The organism is Antrihabitans stalactiti (genome assembly GCF_012932915.1).
Classification (GTDB): Bacteria; Actinomycetota; Actinomycetes; order Mycobacteriales; family Mycobacteriaceae; genus Antrihabitans; species Antrihabitans stalactiti.
The window spans coordinates 105,282-126,795 of sequence record NZ_VCQU01000006.1; the positions used below are offsets into that span (position 1 = coordinate 105,282).

Sequence of the window (21,514 nt, forward strand, 5' to 3'; positions counted from 1 at the left end):
GTGTACGAAGGCGACATTGCGTCGGTTCTGCTCACTGAAGACGAGATCCAGGCTCGGGTAAAGGAGTTGGCGGTCGAAATCGCCAGCCGCTACCCCGTGGGATCTCCGCAAGGCGACCTTCTGCTGGTCGGTGTGCTCAAGGGCGCAATCTTCTTCATGACCGACTTGTCCCGCGCGCTGCCGATACCGACGCAGATGGAATTCATGGCGGTCAGTTCGTACGGGTCGTCGACCTCGTCGTCCGGCGTGGTCCGCATCCTCAAGGACCTGGACAAAGACATCGCCGGTCGAAACGTCTTGATCGTCGAAGACATTATCGACTCCGGTCTGACGTTGTCGTGGTTGATGCGCAACCTGTCCAGCCGCGACCCCGCATCGCTGCAGGTGGTGACGTTGCTCCGCAAGCCCGACGCCGTACGGACCGACGTCGAGGTCTCGATGATCGGGTTCGACATTCCGAACGAGTTCGTCGTCGGCTACGGCCTCGACTACGCGGAGCGCTACCGCGACCTGCCGTACATCGGCACGCTGGATCCGAAGGTGTACGAGGGCGACGGCGGGATGTAGCCGCGGCGCTCAGTCGCTGGCGGCAACGACTCTGGCCAACGCCTCCAGATCGCCCTCGAGCTGCCGGAAGAGCCAATAGCTACCGACGAACGCGGCAATCGCGCCGATGCAGAGAACTCTGACTGCGACGATGACTGCCGAGATCTCGTCCTGCTGAAGAAGCGTGACGCTGGCGACGCCGAGTAGCGGGACCGATGCCGCAAGCGCAAGGTAGAAGTTCGATCGTCTTGCGAGTCGTCGCAACTGGCGTGCGTCGTTGCGGCTGACCCTGCCGTACGGCAGAAAGATGGGGTAGGCGCAGCGGATCCCATAGAACGACACCAGGAAGAATGGATACGCGACCGCGATTGCGCCGCACACGATCTGCGCCAGCGCGAAGTGGACGAACGCGCGTGCCGGCACCCCGCCTGTGGTGAGCTGCAGACTGATCGGCCACCCGATGCCGGCGATCACCCAGAGGCCGAAAACGACGGCGACGATGCGGTCGCTCAGCAAGATGGCATCGGTCCGAGCGAGCGCCAAGGTCCGGGTGTCGTAGGTGCGGCCTTTCAACAAACCCGCTGACACGGCGAGGAGCCGTCTGCCGAGGTAGATCATCAACACACCGCCGATCGAGAAGAATGCGACGTTGTTGACCAGGACGATACTTTCGAATCGTGCCAGGACCTGCGGGTCCAATTTGCTGACGACGAGCATCTGATTCTGCTGGATGTTGTAAAAGCTCGCCAGGCCGTTCGGTATTGCGATGGCGAGCGCGACCATCGCGACAGCCCACCGCGGCCGCTGCAGGCGCCGCCGCCAGCTGTGTTCCGGGGGATCGACGAGGTCGCGTGCGTGCGGGTCGAGGCAGAGGTCGAACTGTTGGGCCAGTTCCGCGCCGTTCGCCCAGCGGTCGTCGGGGGCGGACGCCATGCAGGTCAGGAGGATTCGACGCAGCGCCGCGGGTGTATCCGGTGGCAGATCGTGCAGTGCATCTTCGGTGACTCCCGCGTGCCGTCGTTCCAGCATTGCGTCGATCACCGTGTCGTCGCCTGAGGCGCTACCGAGCGAGGGCGGGAGATGTTCGCCGAATCGCTTGTCCGGGAAGGGCTTGCGCCCGGTGAGCAGTTCCCAGAGAACGACACCGAGGGAGTAGATATCGCTGCGGGTATCGAGGTCTGCAGCAGTCGCGGACTTGGTCGGCTGGCAGGCTTCGAGTTGCTCGGGGGACATGTAGGACAAGGAACCGCCGAAATAGGCGATCGGACTGGTCCCTCTGATGCGGCCGGAGAAGCTGATGTTGAAATCGGCGAGCTTGGGGATACCTTCGGCGGTGAGCAGGATGTTGGCGGGCTTGATGTCGCGATGCAACACGTCGTGTCTGCCGGCGTAGTCGAGGGCTTCGGCAAGGCGGCGGCCCAGCCAGGCGACGGTTTCCGGCCAGGACAATCGCGCGATTTCGTCACGGATCGACGAGTCGGCCGGACGGATTTCGCCCTTGGCTTCCATGGCATCGTCGATGGAGTCGAGCAGGAGTTGACCGGTGCGGTCGGGCGTCCAGGTGTTCTTGCGGAGCTTGTGCAGGACGCCGAGCAGCGTGCCGCCGGGCAGGTACTGCATGTAGAGCAGGCGCAGGCCCTCGCCTGGCAACAGGCGTTGGTCGAAGACCCGGACGATGTAATCGTGATCGAGCTGAGCCAGCGTCTGCGGCTCCGTGCCACGGTCTTCACTGATTTTGACTGCGACGAGCCGTTGCATGGACCGTTGGCGGGCGAGGAAGACCCGTGCGAACGCACCGCTGCCCAGGGCAGTCAGCAAGTCGAACTCGTCGACGGTTTGCCCGACCTCGATCTGTTCGATCGGTTCGAACCGTTGCGGCCGAGCGACCGTGTTGCTCGTCACTCGCGTCGAGTCGGTGTCTTCCCAAAATGCAGTGTCTTCGGAGACGGCGGTGTCGTCGGCTAATTCCGTCGTGTCCGTATCGAGGAGTCGGGCCAACTCCGCTGCCTGGTCGGGGTAGTTGCGCAAGTAGTCGTTCGGGTCGACAGTGTCGCCGCGCTCGCGGCGAAGCTCGAACTCGGCACAGATCACGTCGGCGGGCAGGTCGCTGCGCTGCAGGTCGGCAAGCTCCGCGAGGTATTCGGCAAGGTGCTTCACCGGCTGTCCACGCAACGAACGCTGTGCCAGATCGATGCGAATCAGGTCGACCAAACCGCTGCGGCGAATAGCGGCTGCGTCGGGTAGAAACTCCGACAGGTTTGGTGGCGCCGGTGCGGTGGTCCAGGCTTTCGTGAACCGCTGGACCGAGTCGGCATCGACGGTCATTCGGTAACGGTCACCCCGGCGCCGCCTGAAACGACCCGCTCCAGGGCGCGCAAGTCCTCTTCGATCTGCCGGAACAGCCAGTAAGCCAACACGAACGCGAAGATGCCGCCTACGCACAGGACGCGCACCGCGAAGATGACCTTCGGAATGTCGGCGGGGTCGAGGAACGTCACGCCTGCCACGCCAAGCAGTGGGATCGACGCGGCGACTGCAAGGTAGAGATTGCTGCGCCGATCGAGACTACGGAGGAGCTTGGCGTCTTCCGCGCTCGTACCGCCATAGGTCAGGAAGATCGGGTAGAGGCAGCGGATGACGAAAAAGTTCATCAGGAAGAACGGGTAGGCGACGGCGATCGCACCACAGACCGCCAGCGACGCGATGAAGTGCACATACGCATCGGCGGGGATGTTCCCCGACACAGCCTGCAAGGTAATCGGGAACGCAATGCCTGCAATCACCCACAGGCCGAACGCCACGATGCAGAGGTAGTCGCCAGCGCGGGTGGAGTCTCGACGAGCGCGAGCCAAGGTTGCCGCGTCGAACGTCTTACCTACGCGAAGACCGTGCGGGACGATCAGCAAATACCGGCACAGATAGGTGATCAGCAGCGCCCCGAGGGGAAAGAACGTCAGGTTGATCACCTGCGTGATCACGGTGAACTGGTGTTGAGCGTCTGCATCGAGCTTGCTGATGATCAAGGTCTGGTTGTGATGGATGTTGTACAGACTGGCCAGCAGGTTCGGGATGCCCATCGCCATCGCAGCGATCAGGAAGCTCACGCGCCGCAGCCGTAACCGCCAGCTATGCGGTGGTGGATCAACGAGATCACGGGCGCGCTGGTCCATGCAGAGGTCGAGCTGCTTGGCCAGTTCGTTTCCGGACGCCCAGCGGTCCTCGCGGTCGGGCGCGAGGCAGGTGGTCAGGACCCGGCGCAACGCTGCCGGGCAATCCGGCGGCAGGAAGTCGTAGGCATTGGCCGCCAGCCCATTGGTGCGACGGTCGATCATCGCGTCCAAGGTGGTCGCGTCGCCGCCTATCGCTCCTTGGTCGTCGAAAGGTTTGCGGCCGGTGAGCAGCTCCCACAGCACGATGCCCAGCGAGTAGATGTCGCTCCGCGTGTCCAGCTCGGCAGCAGTGGTGTCGCGACTGGGATGGCACGCTTCCAATTGCTCGGGCGACATGTACGAAAGCGATCCGCCGAAGTACGCGACCGGGCTTGCGCCGCCGACGTTCCGGCTGAAACTGATGTTGAAATCGGCGAGCTTCGGTACGCCCTCCGAGGTGAGCAGAACATTGGCAGGCTTCACGTCACGATGCAGAACGCCGCGGCCGTCTGCGTATGCGAGCGCCTCGGCAAGTCGACGACCGAGCCAGGCGACAGTCTCCGGCCAGGACAGGCGCGCGATCTCGGCACGCACGCTGGAATCGGTCGGCCGGATCTCGCCCTTCTCCTCCATCGCGGCGTCGACCGCGTCGAGCAGCAGTCGTCCGCTCCGCTTCGCTTGTGGGGTCTCCCTGACCCACTTGAGCACACTCAGCAGAGTCCCGCCGGGCAGGAACTGCATGTAGAGCAACTTCAAGCTCTGCTCGTCGATCAGTCGCTGATCGAAGACCCGGACGATGTAGTCGTGGTCGAGCTGGGCCAACGTCTGCGGCTCGGAACCGTGGTCGGCCGAGATCTTGACGGCAACGAGCCGCTGCATCGACCGTTGTCGCGCGAGAAAAACGCGCGCAAACGCGCCGGCGCCGAGCGTGGTCAGTAGGTCGAAATCGTCGATCGAATCACCGACGGCGATGTCATCGATATCCTTCGGCTTGTCCGGTGTCGCCAGCGACGTCTCCCTGAACGCGCCCGTACCGTGCGGTGTGGCGGTGGCTCGCGTCCCGTCCCTGTCGTAATCGGCATCATCGGCGTATCCGGTCGCTTCATCGCTGAAGGCAGTGGGTTCGTCGCCGAACGCAGTCGGTTCGTCGAGGTAGCCGGTCGGTTCGTCGGCGAAGGCGGTGGGTTCATCGAGGTAGCCGGTTGGTTCGTCGATGTCGGCTGCTGCGACGGTAGATGGGTCGTCGTCGGTGTTCAGCAGCTCGCGAAGCCGATCTGCTTGCGCCGGGTACTCGACGAGGTAGTCACGCGCATCGACTCGCTCGCCACTATGCCGCCGGACCACGAACTCCTCGTAGATGAGGCTTGCAGGCAGTGTTTCGGGGCTGAGTTCGGGAAACTCGTCGCAGTATGCAGCCAACCGTTTGCGTGAACCGGCTCGTAACCAGCGATTACGCAGGTCCACGCTGATCAGATCGACGAGTGCCGCGCGCCGAATTTCCGCTGTCTGAGGCACGAATTTGGACAGGTCGGGGGGCGCGGTCGCGGTTTGCCACGCCGCGAGGAAGTCGTTGACGACGGTCGACTGAACCTCTCGACCGTCGATTGGGTCCGCGCTCATGTGTTGCCTATCGGGTCCTGCTGTCGAGACGTGACGCGCTCCAGGGCGATCAAGTCACCTTCCACTTTACGAAACAGCCAATACGCGCCGATGAACGCCACAACACCGACGATCGACAGCGTGCGAATCGGTCCGATCACCGCACCGATTTCATCGAGTGGAATGAACGTAGCGCCTGCGACGCCCACAAGTGGCACCGCGGCGGCGACAGCTAGGTAACGGACGCTTCGCCGATGCAGCCCCTCCATCAATTCCGAGTCGTGGCCGGACACCTCACCGTGCGGCAGAAATGTCGGATACAGGCAGCGCACGGCGTAGAAGGACACGAGAAAGAACGGGTAGACAACCGCGACAGCTGCACATATGACCGCCGACGCGAACGCGTACACATAGCCCCGGATCGGGACGTCACCCATTCCGATCCACATCGCACCGGCCCAACACACACAGCAGACAATCCAGATCGCGAACAACACGGCGACCACGCGGTCGCCAAGCAACAATGCGTCGGTTCTGGCGCGTGCCAATGTTCTTGGGCTGTATATCTTTCCGCGGCGGAGCCCCTGTGGCACCAGTACCAGGTAGCGCCGCATGTAGAAAATCACGAACGCACCGAGTGGAAACGCAACTCCCATCACGATCAGCCAGACGACGTCGAACCGATGTGGTGGTGCACCCATCAGTTCGTCGACGATGAGAGCCCTGTCGGTGTGATATTTCAGGTAGGCGGCGAGCGCGTTCGGTACGACAACGCCGAGTTCCATGATGAGGATCGACCACGGACGCAGTAACAAGCGCCAGCTGCCGGGAGGTGGGTCGACGAGGTCACGCGCATGTGCGTCGAGGCAGAGGTCGAATTGCGACGCGAGCTCGGCACCGCTGGACCAGCGATCGTTCGGATTCGGCTCCAGGCAGGTCAGCAGAATTCGTCGAAGAGTCTGCGGGGTATCCGGCGGCAACGATGCGAGCGCGTCGGAGCCTATGCCGTGCAGGCGACAACCGAGCATCGAGTCGATCGTCGTGGCGTCGCCCGGCTCGGTTCCGCTCTGCGGCTCCAGATCACCGAACGGACGCCGACCGGTGAGGAGTTCCCACAGGACGACGCCGAGGGAGTAGATGTCGCTTCGAGTGTCGAGATCTGCCGCGCCAGTGCGCTTTCCGGGATGGCAGGCCTCCAACTGTTCGGGGGACATGTAGGAAAGTGAGCCGCCGAAGTACGCGGTTGCGCCCGCGCCTTTGCTGCTGCCGGAGAAGCTGATGTTGAAGTCGGCGAGCTTGGGGACACCTTCGGCGGTGAGCAGAACGTTGGCCGGTTTGATGTCGCGGTGCAGCACGTTATGGCGACCAGCGTAATCGAGCGCTTCGGCGAGGCGCCGCCCGAGCCAAGCGATGGTCTCGGGCCAAGACAGGTTGGCGAGTTCGGTGCGAATCGAGGAGTCGGTCGGGCGCAGCTCACCTTTGGCTTCCATCGCTTCGTCGATCGCGTCGAGGAGGAGTTGGCCGGTGCGTCCGGCAGTCCAGGTGGTCTTGCGGAGTTTGTGCAGGACGCCGAGCAAGGTTCCGCCGGGGAGGTACTGCATGTAGAGCAGACGCAGGCCTTCCTCGGGTAACACTCGCTGGTCGAAGACGCGAACGATGTAATCGTGATCGAGTTGAGCCAGCGTTTGGGGCTCGGTGCCGTGGTCCTCGCTGATCTTCACGGCTACGAGGCGTTGCATGGACCGTTGCCGGGCGAGAAACACCCGGGCGAAGGCCCCGCTGCCGAGGCCGGTGAGCAGATCGAACTCGTCCACCCGCTGACCGACTCCCACGTCGTCGAGCGCATCGGTCCGGCGTGGCTGCACCAGCGGTTCGGTCACTCGAGCCGTCGACGCGTCGTCGTGAATGTCGAGTAGGCGTTTCAGTCGGCCTGCCTGGACTGGGAATTCCTGTAGATACGCTTTCGAGTCCACGTGGTCACCGCTGCGCTTGCGGCACACGAATTCGTGTCTGATCAGATCGGGCGGTAGGCGATCGAGACGTAATTCAGGGAATTCAGCGCAGTATTCCGTGAGCCGTTTCGGTAGGCGCGCGTGCAGCCAGCGGTGTTCGAGATCGACGCGAATCATGTCGATAAGCGCGGACCTGCGGATCGCGTCGGCGTCGGGGAGGAACGTATCGAAATCCGGTGGCAGCCCTGACGATTCCCATTCTGCAGAGAATTGGTCAACGACCTGTTGCGGAACGGCAGCGCTCGTTTCGCTCGCCTGCGCATCGAATTCGACGACAGATTTCGGCATCGCTTCACCGGCGCGCGCCATGGTCAATCAGGCTGACCGGGTGGGGATCGTCGGCGGTTTCCGTAACGCATATCAAATGATAACTTGCGGCAGTCCACAGGCTGTGAGTCTTTTAGGAGTCCAGGGACTCCTAAAAGACTCACGACCCCTAGTGAAGGCATAGTGGAGTTATGGAGATCGATCTCGCTTTCACGGCTGCCCAGATCGCAGCCGATGTGCGATCAGGCCGGCGCAACCCCAGCGATGCGGTGCGAGAAGCGTTGGCGCGCATCGAGAAGCTGGACGGTCAGGTCGGCGCGTTCGTCCACGTCCGTGCTGCGGAGGCCCTCGCCGAAGCCGAAAAGCTTGCTGGCAGAGCAGATCTCGCCACCCTGCCACTTGCGGGTGTGCCGGTGGCGATCAAGGAGAACTTGGCGGTCACCGGTGTGCCGACTCGCTCGGGATCACGTGCGACGTCGGCCGAACCGCCGACCAGCGACCACGAGGTGGTCGCCAGGGTCCGCGCTGCAGGCGCCATCGTGGTCGGCACGACCGCAATGCCTGAGCTGGGGATCTTCGGCACCACGGACTCCAGTACTCAGATCACCCGCAACCCCTGGAACCCGGACCGGTCGGCAGGCGGCTCCTCCGGAGGATCGGCCGCGGCGGTCGCTGCCGGGATGGTGCCGATTGCAGTGGGCAACGACGGTATGGGATCGGTACGGCTCCCTGCCGCGTGCTGCGGAGTGGTCGGATTGAAGCCGGGCGCGGGATTGGTGCCTGCCGGAGTCGGCGTCAACGACTGGTTGGGAATGGCCGAGAACGGACCGCTCGCCACCACGGTCGACGACGTCGCGCTGCTGGCGTCGGTGCTCGCCGACCGTCGGGAGCTCAGCGGAGTGCCGGACATCGGCAAGGTCCGCATCGGGCTTGCCGTCGGTTCACCGATCGCGTTCCTTCGCGTCGATCGGCACTGGCTCGCCGCGGCACGGACGGCGGCCTCGGTCCTCGTATCGGCTGGTCACCTGGTCGAAACGACCCAGTTGCCGTATCCCGCCAACCCACTCGGAATGATCGCCCGCTGGACCGAGTCGGTCGCTGCCGACGCCGAGGGGCTCGACGCAAAGCTGCTGCAGAAGCGCAGCCGGTGGCACGCCGCGCTGGGAAGAATCAGCCGCAAAATTGGCTTGTTCAAGCTCGATCAAGTCGTCGCGCTCAATGCCAAGCTCGAAGAGTTCTTCGCCGACTACGACGTCGTGCTGACGCCTACGCTGCTGCAGTCACCGCCCGCGGCGGAGCGGTGGAGTGAAAAGTCGTGGCTGGCGAACATCTGGAGCAATGCCAAGTACGGCGCATTCGCGCCGTTGTGGAACTTCGTCGGCTTACCCGCAGCCAGTGTCCCGGTGGGAATTCATCCGGTCAGCAAGACGCCGCTCGCGGTGCAGATTGCTGGGCCGCGCGGCGCCGAGGCGAGAATTCTGGCGCTCGCCGCTCAACTCGAACAGCGCAATCCGTGGGTCCGCACCGCACCCTTGTGAGTCTTTTTGGAGTCTATGGACTCCTAAAAGACTCACAAGGGTTGGTCGTCAGGACTTGCCGGAGAACTCCATCACGTCGTCCTGGATAGAGGCGTTCCGCAGATTCTTTCGGTCCGTGAAGAAGTTCATCTTCAACTTCCACGGCGCCTCGGAGCCCTGCTTCGGGAAGTTGTCGACCGAACGCAGCACGTAGTTTGCGGCGAAGTCGAGGAACGGTTCCTCGCCGACGTTCGGGTCACGTCGCGGGACCATGACCGTCTTGCCGTGCTTCTTCATGTGGGTGAGAAGGCGAACGGTGTACTCGCACACCAGGTCTGCCTTCAAGGTCCACGACGCGTTCGTATATCCGACGACGAAAACGAAGTTCGGAATGCCACTGAGCATCATGCCTTTGTAGGCCATCGTTTCCGGCAGCTTGATGTCTTTGCCGTCGACCACCAACTGCAGACCACCGAAGGCGAGCAGGTTGAGGCCGGTGGCGGTGACGATGATGTCGGCTTCGAGTTCCTTGCCTGATTTCAATCGAAGGCCGGTCTTGGTGAAGGTGTCGATGTGGTCGGTCACGATGTCGACGGTGTGCTTGCGCAGCGCCTTGAAGAGGTCGCCGCTCGGGACCAAGCACAACCGCTGATCCCACGGGTCGTACTTGGGTTTGAAATGCGTGTCGAAGTCGACATCTTCGGGCAACTGACGCTCGAGCAGCTTGCGCAGGAAAAGTCGCGCTTCGTTCGGCCGACGGCGGCAGAACTCGTAGAAGCCGATGCTCACCGTCAGGTAGCGCGCGCGCACGGCCTTCGACGCCAGCCGCGACGGGAGCCGCTTGATCATCTGCTCGGCGATCGGATCCGTCGTCGGCTGGCTGATGATGTAGGTCGGCGAGCGCTGCAGCATGGTGACGTGCGCGGCAACTTCGGCGAGGTTCGGAATCAGGGTCACTGCGGTCGCGCCCGAACCGATCACGATGACCCGCTTACCAGTGAAGTCGAGATCCTCCGGCCAGTGCTGCGGATGGACGATCGTGCCTTCGTAGTCGTCGATGCCGGCGAAGTCGGGGGTGAAGCCACCGTCGTAGTTGTAGTAGCCGGAGGTCGACATCAGGAAATTGCAGGTGAGCTGCGACGTCTCGCCGGTGTCGGTGTGCTCGGTGGTGACGGTCCATTGTTCGTCGGTGCTGGACCACTCGGCGCGGATCGCCTTCCGGTGATAGCGGATGTGGTCGGTGACGCCGTTCTCCTCGGCCGCCTCCTCCAAGTAGGCGCGGATGTCGGCACCGTCGGCGATCGCCTTCTTGCCCTTCCAGGGCTTGAAGCGGTAGCCGAGGGTGTACATGTCCGAGTCCGACCGAATTCCGGGGTAGCGGAAGAGGTCCCACGTGCCGCCAAGGGTGTGGCGTGCTTCCAGCACGAGATACGAGCGCTCGGGCAATCCCTTGCTGAGATGGACAGCAGCGCCGATGCCGGAGAGACCGGCGCCGACAATGATGTGATCGAAATGCTCAGTCAACGGGTCTCCTGAAGGTCGGCTACATTGCCCTCGCGAACGTCGCTCAGCATACGGTGTCTGCTTCGAGCACTCGCTTGAGATTCTGCAGAGTGATGTGCAAATTTCTGCGTTGAATCTCCCGACCGTTCAAGCCGTTTGCGGCGAAACGGTCGAGAGCTGGAATGACCGCGTCGGGCCACGGGCCGATCGACCAGGTCTCGGTGACCAGCGTGGCGCCATCGGCAGTGGGTGCCAGCCGATAGGCCCAAGTGGCGATGGGAAATCGCAGGATCGGCTTTCCGGGCGGACCGATGGCGCGGACTTTGAACGCGAAACCCACGCCGGGTTCGGCCGATATCACCTTGCACCGGGTTGTCCAGGTGAGGCGCCCGCGTTTGTTGTGCCCGTCGAATTCCATTCCGACATAGGGGCTGTCGTCGCCGAGGCGCAGTGTCGCACCGGTGTTTTCCGGGCTGACCGAGCCCATATTCTTGACGTCGCTGATTCGCGCGTAGACCGCTTCCGGTGGGGCTGCGATCACTATCTCGTCCGATACCGAAATCGTCTGCGGTCGCGACTTGTCTTTCGACAGGATCGCCCGCAAACCAGCCGGGACCGCGCGGCCGAGAGTGGTCAACGCGAGGTATGGCCGCAGCACCATTTTCTCGGCGGCCAATTCGGCTTCGCGCCAGCTGACGCCGTCCCATTCGTCATTGCCCATGATGTTCTCCTTATAACTGGTAGTCCCACGCGTCGGCGGCGAATCCCCACTCCTGCGCAACACTGTCGCGATCGCGCTGCTCGAGGGGAATAGGTGTTCGCACGGGCATTGTGAACTTCGGCGACTGGGCGACCACGGTAGTCAGCGTCAGTGCTGCATTCATATCCACACTCGTGACGGGGTCGAGCACTGGGCAGTGGCCCAGCTAGAGCAGAGCGTTACGTCCGGTACGAGTGGACGCACAGCCTCGCGTCTGATAGCCATAAGCTATGGAACCTCATCTCCGCGACCTTCGATATTTCGTCGCCGTAGCGGAGGAACTTCATTTCACGCACGCTGCCGAACACCTGCGCATCGCGCAGCCGACACTGTCTCGGCAGATCCGACAACTCGAAGACCAGCTCGGCGTAACCCTGCTCGACCGCGACCAGCGGACCGTTGCGTTGACCGTGGCGGGCAAGGAGTTGCTCGAGTCGGCACGCAAATTGCTGGCGATGTGGGACGAGACGGTCGCGCGGCTGACAGCGGCAGGCGAAACCCTGCGAGTCGGTCTGCAGACGGCGATCGGCCGCGGAATTCTTGCCGAACTCGAGGGCGTCGGCGGCCACAAGCTGGAGTTTCATTCCACGCAATGGAGCGATCCGACGTGCGGACTGGCGTCGCGGGAGTCCGACCTGGCCCTGGTGTGGCTGCCGATGCTGGATGCCGAGAGGTACGAATGGCGGGTGCTGCGTGCTGAGCCGCGCTGGGTCGTTATGCCCGAAGCGCATCCGCTTGCCAAAGCCGAGACTGTCGCGTTCGCGGACCTGCTGGACCAGCCGTTCATCGCGTTGCCGTCCGAAGCAGGTCCGCAGCGAGACTTCTGGCTGGCCGCGGACTCACGTGGCGGCCGTAGGCCGGTGGTCGGTGCCGAGGCTTCGACTGCCGAAGAGAACGTCGAAGAGATCGGCCTCGGTCGCGGGCTGTGCCTGATCGCAGAAGAGAACGTTCCGATGTATCAGTGGCCAGGGATCACCGCACGTAAGACCGATCTGGAGCCGTGCGAACTAGCGATCGCCTGGCGTGCCGACGACGACCGCGCGACGGTTCGTGATTTCGTCGCGCTTGCCGCCGCCGGCTAGCCGCCTAATTCGCTTCGACTCCGCGCGCGCGTTCTTCGTAGGCCTTGCGGGCTTCGACGTCGACGTCGTCGAGGAACACGTGCTCGGCGCCCATCAACCGGCCGAGCATGTCGTAGGCCTGTGGTGGCATGAACCGCGTCATCACCAACGTCATGAACCCCGCCAACTTGGTGACCCGCACTCGACCTTGCGGCTTCGCGATGAGATCGGCGATGGCGTTCGCGATGTCCTCTGGCTCGGCGTTCTTGAGCCCCTTCGCGCCATGCGTCCCTGCCACCAGTTCGGTATTGGTGAAAGTTGGCTCGACAGAAGAGAATTCGACTCCTGTCTTGTGGTATTCGGCGCGCAGGGAATCGGTGAAGCCGAGCACAGCCCACTTGCTTCCGCAGTAGGTGGCCAATCCCGGAACGTGAATTTCGCCGGCCAGCGACGCGATGTTGATGACGTGACCGGAACCGCGTGGCGCCATTCGCCGGGCTGCCAGCTTGCTGCCGAGGATGACGCCGTAGACGTTGATGTCCAAGATGCGCTTGGTCACGGCTTCCGGCTCGTCGACGATCCGGCCGACCGGCATGATGCCTGCGTTGTTGATCAAGACATCGATCGGGCCGAGCTGGCGCTCGACTTGATCGAGGAAGGCCTCGAACGAATCCGGATCGGTGACGTCGAGCTTGCCGTAGACCTCCAGGCCCAGCGCGGCTCCCGCCTCCTTGACCTTGGTCTCGTCGACGTCACCGATCGCGACCTTGCCGCCGAGCCCGGCGAGCTTCGTCGCGGTCGCAAAGCCGATACCGCGTGCTCCACCGGTGATCACGACGACCTTGTCGCGCACTGCGTTGTCAGACATTCTTCTCCTTATTTTCCAAAACCTGTGGGTCAGAGACCGAATCGGCGCTTGCCCTGAGCAGATGCGGCACGCATCACGCCAAGGGCGAACTTCAACTTGAATGGGTTGTATGGGAACCAGATGAGTTCCTTCTTCTGGGTTGGCAGCCGCGGCGAGGTAATGGCCTGCTGCCTGCAGTACTTGCGGATTCCGCTCGGGCCACCCCAGCGCGCGCCGATGCCGGAGTCTTTCCAGCCGCCCATCGGCAACGCGTAGCTGGACATATTGGCGAACGCGTCGTTGATGTTGACTGCGCCTGCCTCCAGCTTGCGTGCGACTCGTTCACCCCGGGCCTTGTCGCCGGTCCACACCGTGGCCGAGAGGCCGTAGGTGGAATCGTTTGCGAGACGGATCGCTTCGGCCTCGTCGGCGACCTTGATCACCGGGATCGTCGGACCGAACGTTTCCTCACGAATGCACGACATCGACTGGTCGACGTCGACCAGCACGGTCGGCTCGAAGAAAGTCCCGACACCGGTGGCCCTGCCGCCGGTCGTCGCGCGGGCACCGCCGGCGATGGCCTCGTCGACGTGCCGCTTGACGATGTCGAGCTGGGCATGGGTCGCGATCGCGCCCTGATCGAACTTGTAACCGCGATCGTCCTGGCCCTGCCGCAACTCGCTGACGTTCTTGGTCAGCCGCTCGACGAACTCGTCGTACACGGGAGCTTCGACATAGACCCGCTCGACCGAGATGCAGACCTGCCCGGAGTTGAACAGCCCACCGAAAGCGATACCGGCAGCCGCACGCTCCACATCGGCGTCGGCAAGGACGAGTGCCGGGTCTTTGCCGCCGAGTTCCAGGCTGTACGGAACGAGTCGCTCTGCGCAGGCCACGGCGATTTTGCGCCCTGTCGCCGTCGACCCGGTGAACTGTACGTAGTCGGAATTCTGGACCACCGCAGCGCCGGTTTCACCGCGCCCGGTGACGACCGCGAAGACCGGCGGAGCGCCGATCGCGGCCCAACCGCGAGCGAGCTCGACCGCAGATAACGGCGTCACTTCGGACGGCTTCAGCAGCACGGCCGCACCGGCGAGCAGCGCGGGTACAACGTCGAGGCCAGGTCCGATGAGCGGGTAGTTCCAAGGCGTGATGACACCGACGACGGCGTACGGACGATACGCCGTGGTGAGGCTCTTGACCTTCGCGAGAGGGCTGTGCGGCGAGGGGTGATCGTCGGCAAGGAACTTCTCGGCGTTGTTGCCGTAGTAGTTGATCAAGTCGGCCCACATCGGGACTTCGAGGCTCGCGTCGGCGCGCGGCTTCGCAGTCTCCGACTGGATGACGTCCGTAACCTCGGCGCTGTTGTCGAGCAGCCACTCCTGCAGCTTGCGCATCCACTTCGCGCGGCCTTTCGCTCCGAGGGCTTCCCACTCGGGCTGCGCATCGCGGAGCCGCTTGACTTCATCCTCGACGGCCGCGGCAGACAGGTTCGGTACCGAACCGACCACCTTGCCGCTTGCGGGATTGCGGACCTCGACAGCATCGAGTTTTGCCTGCGTGGCTGGTTCGGTCAGGGTCACCGTCGACCTCTTTCTTCGTTCTTCGTCGTTCGAACGCGGGCAGGTGTGATCTGCTCCACTCGACTATCATGGTTGCACAACATCTGCCGCATATCTTGGCTAATTTGCTCAACCGAACCCGTCCGATTTGTATCCTCAGTCCAAGAAATGGGGGCGGAATGCTCGAGGACGAGGTCAACAACTGGATTCGCGACTGGGCAACCTCGAACCTGCAGCCGGGTGAGGTGGCCGCGCTCGTCGAGCGACTGGATTCGACGATCGTCGGTCTGGTGCCCGACCTCGCGGATCGTGAACTGCAGCGCGATCTCCACGCCAGCACAGCGGCGCAGATTCGCTCGTTCCTGGTGTCGATGGCAAACGATGCAGAACTGCCGCAACCACCACCGGAGGCTCGGGCATTGGCCCGCTCGCTGGCTCGCCGGGGACTTGAAATGCGCGTTTTGATGAACATCTATCACGCCGGTCAGCGCGCGGCGAATCAATACCTGAGCGAGGTCGTCGCGGAGCAGAACGTCGACCGGGAACTGGAGCGTGCCTTGCTGTTTCGCACGTTCGAACGCTCCACGGACTGGCTCGGTATGTCGCTCGAAATGCTGACGGTCACTTTTGCCGAAGAACGCGAGAGCAGCCTGCGCGACGAGTTCACTCGCCGAGCCGAGACGGTCCGATCGATGTTGAGTGGAGACGATATCGACTCCGACGTCGCGGCCCGTCGGCTCGGCTACCCGCTGTCGGGCAATCACCTCGCGTTCGTGCTCTGGTCCGACGACGGCATCGACGGCGATGTCATCGCCACCCTCGGTCGCCTCGCCAACAAGATCGCGTCCGCGTTCGGCACTGCACGGGCATTGACCGTTCCGTCCGGCGCAACAGGGCTTTGGGCTTGGTTACCTACCGACCGAGCGCCCGGACCTGTGCTTCGCGACGGCTGGATCGGTGCGGTTCCGTCGGTCCGTGCCGCGTTCGGCGCAGCCGGGCGTGGGGTGGCCGGGTTCCGCCGCAGCCATCGCGAGGCGGTTGCCGCCCGGCATCTCGCCGAGCAGAGCGGGAGCACCGATTGGCTCACCGAATACCTCGATGTGGAAATCGTGGCTTGGCGTCGGCGGACGACGAAGGCATGCGTGCGCTGGTCGCCCGTGAGTTGGCTGGGATCGACGGTCTCGACGCGAATTCGCAACGGCTCCGCGAGACGCTGCACGCCTATATCCGAAACCTCAACAGCCCGGATGCCGCCGCGCGGTCACTGGGCGTGCACAAGAACACCGTGCGCTACCGCATCCAACGCATCGAAGAACTATTGGGCCACGACATCGCAAGCCGCAGAGTGCAACTGGAAGTCGCACTGGAGTGCGTGGCTGTCTACGGTCCAGCCGTGTTGTGACGTCAGTGCGTGTGGGTGTGTTCGTGCTCGTGGTCATGGCTGTGACCATGTCCATGACCGTGCAGCCGACGCAGCGGCGGCAGGTTCTTCGGCGGAACCTTGCGTTCGGGCAGGTCCTCCAGCAGGCGCGTCGTGATTGCCGCGATCTCGGCGACCGCCGCCTCGACAGCAGGTCTCGTCGCCGCGGAGATGGAAGACAACCCGCCGACCTTGCGGACGTATTGCAAGGCTGCTGCCTGAATCTCTTCTTGCGTCGCGGCCGGTTCGAGGCCGCGTAGAGCTGTGATGTTTCGGCACATGCCTTCGAGCCTAGCGACCGTTCGGGATCGCTACCGGTGTGCGCGTGCCACGCGGTCGAGAGCGCGGATGTCGTCTTCGAGGAGTCGGAAGATCCAGTACGCGCCGACGAACGCGATTGCGCTGCCGACACAGAGCACCCGAATGGGAACGATTACCTGCGCGATGTCCTCGGGCGCGATGAACGTCGCGCCTGCGACGCCGATCAAGGGGACCGCCGCAGCCATCGCGAGGAAAAAGGTGCAGCGACGGTCGAGGCGGCGAAGTTCGATCGCGTCACCCGCGTCGATCCCGCCGTGCGGAATGAAGATGGGGTAGAGGCAGCGCACCGCGTAGAAATTGACCAAGAACGCGGGATACGCCATTGCGATTGCACCGCATACGATCTGGGTCGCAAGGAAATGGACGTAGGTGCCTGCCCCGACCTCACGTCCGGAGAGCGTCAGCGTGATGGGCACACCGATTCCGGCAATGACCCACAAGCAGAAACACGCGAGCGCGTTGCGATAGCCGAGCCTGAGCGTGTGCCGTCTCGCCTTGGCGAGCTCGGTTGCGTTGTAGGTCTTCCCTTTGCGAAGACCCCACAGCACGCGCCACAGGTACCAGACGAAGACGTTCGTTGTCACGAAGCCGATGAGGAACGCGACCCCGTAGGTCCATGCGGTCAGCGTCTGGAACAGATGCTGATCCTTGGCGTCCAGCTTGTTCACGATCAGCGTCTTGTTGTGGTTGTAGCTGTAGAGAATTGCGAGCAGGTTGGGTATTGCGATCGCGAGCAGCAGCATCGGGTGTGTGAACAGCCGCAGCGTCCGCCGCCAACTGTTCGGTGGTGGATCGACCAGTTCGCGTGCGCGTGGATCGAGGCAGACTTGCAGTTGCTGCGCCATCTCCGCTCCCCGGGCCCAGCGGTCCGCCGGGTCGGGCCGCAGCGATTTCAGCAGCACTCGCCGCAGTGCGCTCGGGCAGTCCGCGGGCAGCTCGCCGGGTGTCGGTTGGTCGGAGCTGCGACGACGGTCCAGCATCGTGTCCAGTGCAGTTCTGTCGCCTGACCGCGCCGACCCGCCGGACGACCCACGCGGTGGAGCGTCGTCGTCGTGGAAAGGCTTTGTGCCGGTCAGCAGTTCCCACAACACGACCGCGAGCGAGTAGAGGTCACTGCGAGTATCGAGGTCGTCGGCGGTCGTCGGACTGTCCGGATGAATCACCGAAAGTTGTTCCGGTGACATGTACGCGAGCGATCCGCCAAAGTAGGCGACCGGGCTTGTTCCGGATACGTTGCCGCTGAAGCTGATGTTGAAGTCGGCCAGCTTGGGGATTCCTTCGGCGGTCAACAGCACGTTCGCGGGCTTGACGTCGCGATGCAGAACCCCTTGTCTACCCGCGTAATCGAGAGCATCGGCGAGGCGGCGCCCGAGCCAGGCGACGGTTTCCGGCCACGAGAGCTCGGCAAGCTCTTCGCGGACACCGGATTCGCTCGGCATGATCTCGCCCTTCTCCGCGAGGGCCTCGTCGACGACATCGATGAGCAGTTGGCCGGACCGCTCTGCGGGCGGGGTGCTTCGAACTCGTTGCAGGACACCGAGAAGGGTTCCGCCCGGCACGTACTGCATATACAGCAGTCGCAGTTTGCGTCCCCGGAGCACTCGTTGGTCGAAGACCCGAACGATGTAGTTGTGGTCGAGCTGCGCGAGCGTTTGTGGCTCGGTACCGTGGTCCTGCGAGATCTTGACCGCGACGAGCCGTTGCATGGACCGTTGTCGAGCGAGAAAGACCTTCGCGAACGCGCCGCGACCGAGCCCCATCATCAAATCGAAGTCGTTGATCCGTTGGCCGACGTCGACGTCGTCGAGCGCGACCGGCTTGCCCGAATGCGAGACGAGCGTCCCTTCGAACTCGCCTGTTTCGAGGATCGACGCCAATTCCTCGGCCTGCTCGGGAAACTCCTCCGTGTATTCGGCCGAATCGACCGACTGGCCACTACGCCGCCGGACCTGAAATTCTTCGTAGATCAGGTCTGGCGGCAGCGCTCGACCGCGAAGTTCGGGAAGCTCTTCGCAATATTGCGCGAGCCGCTTCGGCTCGATGCCTCGTGACCAGCGGTGTTCCAGATCGATCTTGATCAGTTCGATCACGCACGCCCGGCGCACCGCAGGCGAATCGGGAAGGAAATCTGCCAACCGCGGCGCATCGCCGTTGCTCCAAGCCGCGGCGAACCGTTCGACGGTCGCTGCCAGCACCGTCAGGGACGCCTTCGGTGGCGCAGGTGTTCCTGCGGCTGCGGTCGCCTCCAGCTGCGAATCGGCGCTCGGAGGTGGAGCCGCAGCCGTCGCATCGGAACTCACTTCGACTTTGGGCGTCATCAGCTTCGATCATGCTAACGCCGGGCTTCCCCGGAGAAGTGTGGCTTTCCGCCCGGATAGCGAGTGGAATCCCACGGGATTCGGCGTGCGTGATGCCGTTCGAGGTCCGGCCAGGCGTTCGACCAGCCGGATGTCGGTTCGCTGCCGAGGAACTGACTCGCCCGGTGGCGCGTTGACCCTTTGAGTGCAACACTCTGGCGCCCTACATGGACGTCAGCCCCACGCGGTAACCTGGGACATCGGTGAGCACAGCTGGACCGGCGCAGGTGCGACATCCGGAATACGCGAAAGGACGCAGGCCGTCAGGGCCGACGCTGTATGAACCGCAAGACTGTGTTTCGAAACCTGGCCATCGTTGCCGGCATTCTGCTGGTCATCTATGCGTTCAGTTACTTCAGCAACGACACACGCGGATGGAAGAGCGTCGACACATCTGTCGCGTTGTCGCAGATCACCGACAAGAACGTCAAGAGCGTTCAGATGGACGATCGCGAGCAGCAGCTCCGCCTGAAGCTGAAGAACGGTAACGACAAGACCGACGGCGAGACGCAAATCATCGCCAAATACCCGTCCGACGCGTCGGACGACATCTTCAAGCAGATCCAAGCCTCAGGTGCCGAGGACTACAACACGACAGTCACGAAGGAAAGCTGGTTCACCTCGATCCTGCTGTTCGTGCTGCCTATGGTTGTGCTGCTCGGCCTTTTCATCTTCGTCATGGGCCGCATGCAAGGCGGTGGCCGCGGCGGCGTGATGGGCTTCGGCAAGTCGAAGGCGAAGCAGCTGTCGAAGGACATGCCGAAGACGACGTTCGCCGACGTCGCAGGTGCAGACGAGGCCGTCGAAGAGCTGTACGAAATCAAGGATTTCTTGCAGAATCCGGCTCGCTACCAGGCGCTCGGCGCGAAGATCCCGCGCGGCGTCCTGCTGTACGGTCCACCTGGCACAGGTAAGACGTTGCTGGCCCGCGCGGTCGCAGGTGAAGCAGGCGTCCCCTTCTTCACCATCTCTGGCTCTGACTTCGTCGAAATGTTCGTCGGTGTCGGTGCATCCCGAGTTCGCGACCTGTTCGACCAGGCCAAGCAGAATTCCCCGTGCATCATTTTCGTCGACGAGATCGACGCGGTCGGGCGTCAGCGCGGCGCCGGCCTCGGTGGCGGGCACGACGAACGCGAGCAGACGCTCAACCAGTTGCTCGTCGAAATGGACGGCTTCGGTGAGCGCACCGGCGTCATCCTGATCGCCGCGACCAACCGGCCCGACATTCTCGACCCCGCGCTCCTGCGTCCCGGTCGCTTCGACCGGCAGATTCCGGTCGGCAACCCCGACCTCGCCGGTCGCCGCGCGATCTTGAAGGTGCATTCGAAGGGCAAGCCGATCGCTGCGGGTGCAGACCTCGAAGGTCTCGCCAAGCGCACCGTCGGTATGTCCGGAGCCGATCTGGCGAACGTGATCAACGAAGCGGCCCTGCTCACTGCACGTGAAGGCGGAGCCGTGATCACAGGTGAACAGCTCGAGGAGGCGGTCGATCGCGTCATCGGTGGTCCGCGCCGCAAGAGCAGGATCATCAGCGAGCACGAGAAGAAGATCACCGCCTACCACGAAGGCGGGCACACGCTCGCTGCCTGGGCGATGCCCGATATCGAGCCGGTGTACAAGGTCACGATCCTCGCGCGGGGCCGGACCGGTGGTCACGCGATGACGGTGCCCGAGGACGACAAGGGCCTGATGACCAGGTCGGAAATGATCGCGCGCCTCGTGATGGCGATGGGTGGACGGGCCGCTGAGGAACTCGTGTTCCACGAGCCGACCACTGGTGCGTCGTCGGATATCGATCAAGCGACCAAGATCGCGCGCGCAATGGTCACCGAGTACGGCATGAGCGCAAAGCTCGGCGCGGTGCGCTACGGGCAAGAACAGGGTGATCCGTTCCTCGGTCGCTCGATGGGTATGGCGCCCGATTACTCGCACGAGGTTGCCCGCGAGATCGATGAAGAGGTCCGCAATCTGATCGAGGCGGCGCACACGGAAGCGTGGGCAATCCTCAACGACTACCGCGATGTCCTCGACTTGCTGGCGACCGAGCTGCTGGAGCGGGAGACGCTGCACCGCAAGGATCTCGAAGAGATCTTCACCGAAGTCGAGAAGCGTCCTCGGATCACCGCGTTCAACGATTTCGGTGGGCGCACCCCGTCCGACAAACCGCCGGTCAAGACGCCGCGCGAGCTCGCGACGGAACGGGGTGAGCCATGGCCGCCGCACGACGCAGCCGAACTGGCGAAGCCGCAACCGTCGCTGCACGCGCCGGCCAACGGCTACCACGCGCCTGCCGTTCCCGCGACGGGTCCGTTCGGTGCTCCGCAACGGCCGCCGGTGCCGCAAGGCTCACGGCCTGATTACGGCGCACCCGCGGGCTGGTCGGCTCCAGGGTGGCCACCACGTGACGGCGAAGGCGGCGACGCAGGTAACCAGGGTGGTCGTGGGCCTCGAGGGCCGGAGTACGGCTACCCGTCGGGCCAGCACGCACGGCCGGACGACGACGAACTTGATCAACCGTGGGACGGCCAGAACGGTCGGCGCTGAGCCTCCGCTCGTCGGGGTTCGATTGAACTGGAGGGTAGTCGCTTGACGC

15 protein-coding genes and 1 pseudogene are annotated in these 21,514 nt (G+C 63.5%); 6 read left to right on the top strand and 10 right to left on the bottom strand.

All coding sequences use genetic code 11. The features are described 5' to 3' along the window. Window positions 1-567, top strand: coding sequence for a hypoxanthine phosphoribosyltransferase (gene hpt / locus FGL95_RS17905; protein ID WP_169589802.1), 567 nt, complete (start codon window positions 1-3; stop codon window positions 565-567). Window positions 568-576: 9 nt separating this feature from the next. Here the strand turns inward: hpt and FGL95_RS17910 are convergent, their stop codons facing one another. Genes FGL95_RS17910 through FGL95_RS17920 form a run of 3 tightly spaced genes read right to left on the bottom strand, consistent with a single transcriptional unit; the run spans window position 577 to window position 7,615 of the window. Next, window positions 577-2,871 carry a serine/threonine-protein kinase gene (locus FGL95_RS17910; protein ID WP_169589311.1) on the bottom strand — a complete coding sequence of 765 codons (2,295 nt, stop codon included), beginning with the start codon at window positions 2,869-2,871 and terminating at the stop codon, window positions 577-579. Then, window positions 2,868-5,315 carry a serine/threonine-protein kinase gene (locus tag FGL95_RS17915; RefSeq protein ID WP_169589313.1) on the bottom strand — a complete coding sequence of 816 codons (2,448 nt, stop codon included), beginning with the start codon at window positions 5,313-5,315 and terminating at the stop codon, window positions 2,868-2,870. The genes FGL95_RS17910 and FGL95_RS17915 overlap by 4 nt, the downstream gene beginning before the upstream one ends. Further along, window positions 5,312-7,615, bottom strand: coding sequence for a serine/threonine-protein kinase (locus FGL95_RS17920; RefSeq protein WP_240963123.1), 2,304 nt, complete (start codon window positions 7,613-7,615; stop codon window positions 5,312-5,314). Before FGL95_RS17920 ends, FGL95_RS17915 begins: the two co-directional genes overlap by 4 nt. A 149-nt stretch (window positions 7,616-7,764) precedes the next feature. On the opposite strand from FGL95_RS17920, the gene FGL95_RS17925 reads away from it, so the two are divergent. Then, the gene (locus FGL95_RS17925) at window positions 7,765-9,111 is read left to right on the top strand and encodes an amidase (RefSeq protein WP_169589315.1); all 1,347 of its coding nucleotides are present in this window, start codon (window positions 7,765-7,767) and stop codon (window positions 9,109-9,111) included. A gap of 48 nt (window positions 9,112-9,159) precedes the next feature. Here the strand turns inward: FGL95_RS17925 and FGL95_RS17930 are convergent, their stop codons facing one another. From FGL95_RS17930 to FGL95_RS17940, 3 genes are read right to left on the bottom strand one after another with little or no spacing between them, the layout of a single operon-like run. Next, window positions 9,160-10,614, bottom strand: a complete 1,455-nt coding sequence (locus tag FGL95_RS17930; RefSeq protein ID WP_169589317.1) for a flavin-containing monooxygenase — start codon at window positions 10,612-10,614, stop codon at window positions 9,160-9,162. A gap of 43 nt (window positions 10,615-10,657) precedes the next feature. After that, window positions 10,658-11,314, bottom strand: coding sequence for an SRPBCC family protein (locus FGL95_RS17935; RefSeq protein WP_240963124.1), 657 nt, complete (start codon window positions 11,312-11,314; stop codon window positions 10,658-10,660). A gap of 10 nt (window positions 11,315-11,324) precedes the next feature. After that, window positions 11,325-11,477, bottom strand: a complete 153-nt coding sequence (locus FGL95_RS17940) for a hypothetical protein (RefSeq protein WP_169589319.1) — start codon at window positions 11,475-11,477, stop codon at window positions 11,325-11,327. Between the two features lie 106 nt (window positions 11,478-11,583). On the opposite strand from FGL95_RS17940, the gene FGL95_RS17945 reads away from it, so the two are divergent. Continuing rightward, complete coding sequence (locus FGL95_RS17945; protein WP_169589321.1) at window positions 11,584-12,435, top strand: LysR family transcriptional regulator; 852 nt, start codon at window positions 11,584-11,586, stop codon at window positions 12,433-12,435. A 4-nt stretch (window positions 12,436-12,439) separates the two neighbouring features. Here the strand turns inward: FGL95_RS17945 and FGL95_RS17950 are convergent, their stop codons facing one another. Together FGL95_RS17950 and FGL95_RS17955 are read right to left on the bottom strand one after the other, a co-directional pair. Then, the gene (locus FGL95_RS17950; protein WP_169589323.1) at window positions 12,440-13,282 is read right to left on the bottom strand and encodes an SDR family oxidoreductase; all 843 of its coding nucleotides are present in this window, start codon (window positions 13,280-13,282) and stop codon (window positions 12,440-12,442) included. 29 nt (window positions 13,283-13,311) lie between these two features. Then, on the bottom strand, window positions 13,312-14,844 hold the full coding sequence (locus FGL95_RS17955; protein ID WP_338079912.1) for an aldehyde dehydrogenase family protein: 1,533 nt from the start codon (window positions 14,842-14,844) through the stop codon (window positions 13,312-13,314). Window positions 14,845-15,002: 158 nt separating this feature from the next. Here FGL95_RS17955 and FGL95_RS33265 point away from each other — a divergent pair. Then, window positions 15,003-15,863, top strand: a pseudogene (locus FGL95_RS33265) (RsbRD N-terminal domain-containing protein); the annotation flags it as partial. 98 nt (window positions 15,864-15,961) lie between these two features. Beyond that, window positions 15,962-16,225: a helix-turn-helix domain-containing protein gene (locus FGL95_RS33160; protein WP_169589808.1), complete on the top strand. Its 264-nt coding sequence runs from the start codon at window positions 15,962-15,964 to the stop codon at window positions 16,223-16,225. A gap of 2 nt (window positions 16,226-16,227) precedes the next feature. On the opposite strand, the gene FGL95_RS17965 is transcribed toward FGL95_RS33160, so the two are convergent. Together FGL95_RS17965 and FGL95_RS17970 are read right to left on the bottom strand one after the other, a co-directional pair. Beyond that, window positions 16,228-16,524, bottom strand: a complete 297-nt coding sequence (locus FGL95_RS17965; RefSeq protein WP_169589325.1) for a DUF2277 domain-containing protein — start codon at window positions 16,522-16,524, stop codon at window positions 16,228-16,230. 30 nt (window positions 16,525-16,554) lie between these two features. Further along, on the bottom strand, window positions 16,555-18,882 hold the full coding sequence (locus tag FGL95_RS17970; RefSeq protein WP_169589327.1) for a serine/threonine-protein kinase: 2,328 nt from the start codon (window positions 18,880-18,882) through the stop codon (window positions 16,555-16,557). A 318-nt stretch (window positions 18,883-19,200) separates the two neighbouring features. Here FGL95_RS17970 and ftsH point away from each other — a divergent pair, with 318 nt between their 5' ends. Continuing rightward, the gene (gene ftsH / locus FGL95_RS17975; RefSeq protein ID WP_169589329.1) at window positions 19,201-21,465 is read left to right on the top strand and encodes an ATP-dependent zinc metalloprotease FtsH; all 2,265 of its coding nucleotides are present in this window, start codon (window positions 19,201-19,203) and stop codon (window positions 21,463-21,465) included. The last annotated feature ends 49 nt before the right edge of the window (window positions 21,466-21,514 follow it).

Excerpts from the sequence above, each read along its gene's own strand:
- FGL95_RS17910 (WP_169589311.1), bottom strand. The coding sequence starts at position 2,871 with ATGACCGTCGATGCCGACTCGGTCCAGCGGTTCACGAAAGCCTGGACC.
- FGL95_RS17915 (WP_169589313.1), bottom strand. The coding sequence starts at position 5,315 with ATGAGCGCGGACCCAATCGACGGTCGAGAGGTTCAGTCGACCGTCGTC.
- FGL95_RS17920 (WP_240963123.1), bottom strand. The coding sequence starts at position 7,615 with ATGGCGCGCGCCGGTGAAGCGATGCCGAAATCTGTCGTCGAATTCGAT.
- FGL95_RS17925 (WP_169589315.1), top strand. The coding sequence starts at position 7,765 with ATGGAGATCGATCTCGCTTTCACGGCTGCCCAGATCGCAGCCGATGTG.
- FGL95_RS17935 (WP_240963124.1), bottom strand. The coding sequence starts at position 11,314 with ATGGGCAATGACGAATGGGACGGCGTCAGCTGGCGCGAAGCCGAATTG.
- FGL95_RS17940 (WP_169589319.1), bottom strand. The coding sequence starts at position 11,477 with ATGAATGCAGCACTGACGCTGACTACCGTGGTCGCCCAGTCGCCGAAG.
- FGL95_RS17945 (WP_169589321.1), top strand. The coding sequence starts at position 11,584 with ATGGAACCTCATCTCCGCGACCTTCGATATTTCGTCGCCGTAGCGGAG.
- FGL95_RS17950 (WP_169589323.1), bottom strand. The coding sequence starts at position 13,282 with ATGTCTGACAACGCAGTGCGCGACAAGGTCGTCGTGATCACCGGTGGA.
- FGL95_RS33160 (WP_169589808.1), top strand. The coding sequence starts at position 15,962 with ATGCGTGCGCTGGTCGCCCGTGAGTTGGCTGGGATCGACGGTCTCGAC.
- FGL95_RS17965 (WP_169589325.1), bottom strand. The coding sequence starts at position 16,524 with ATGTGCCGAAACATCACAGCTCTACGCGGCCTCGAACCGGCCGCGACG.
- FGL95_RS17970 (WP_169589327.1), bottom strand. The coding sequence starts at position 18,882 with ATGACGCCCAAAGTCGAAGTGAGTTCCGATGCGACGGCTGCGGCTCCA.
- ftsH (WP_169589329.1), top strand. The coding sequence starts at position 19,201 with ATGAACCGCAAGACTGTGTTTCGAAACCTGGCCATCGTTGCCGGCATT.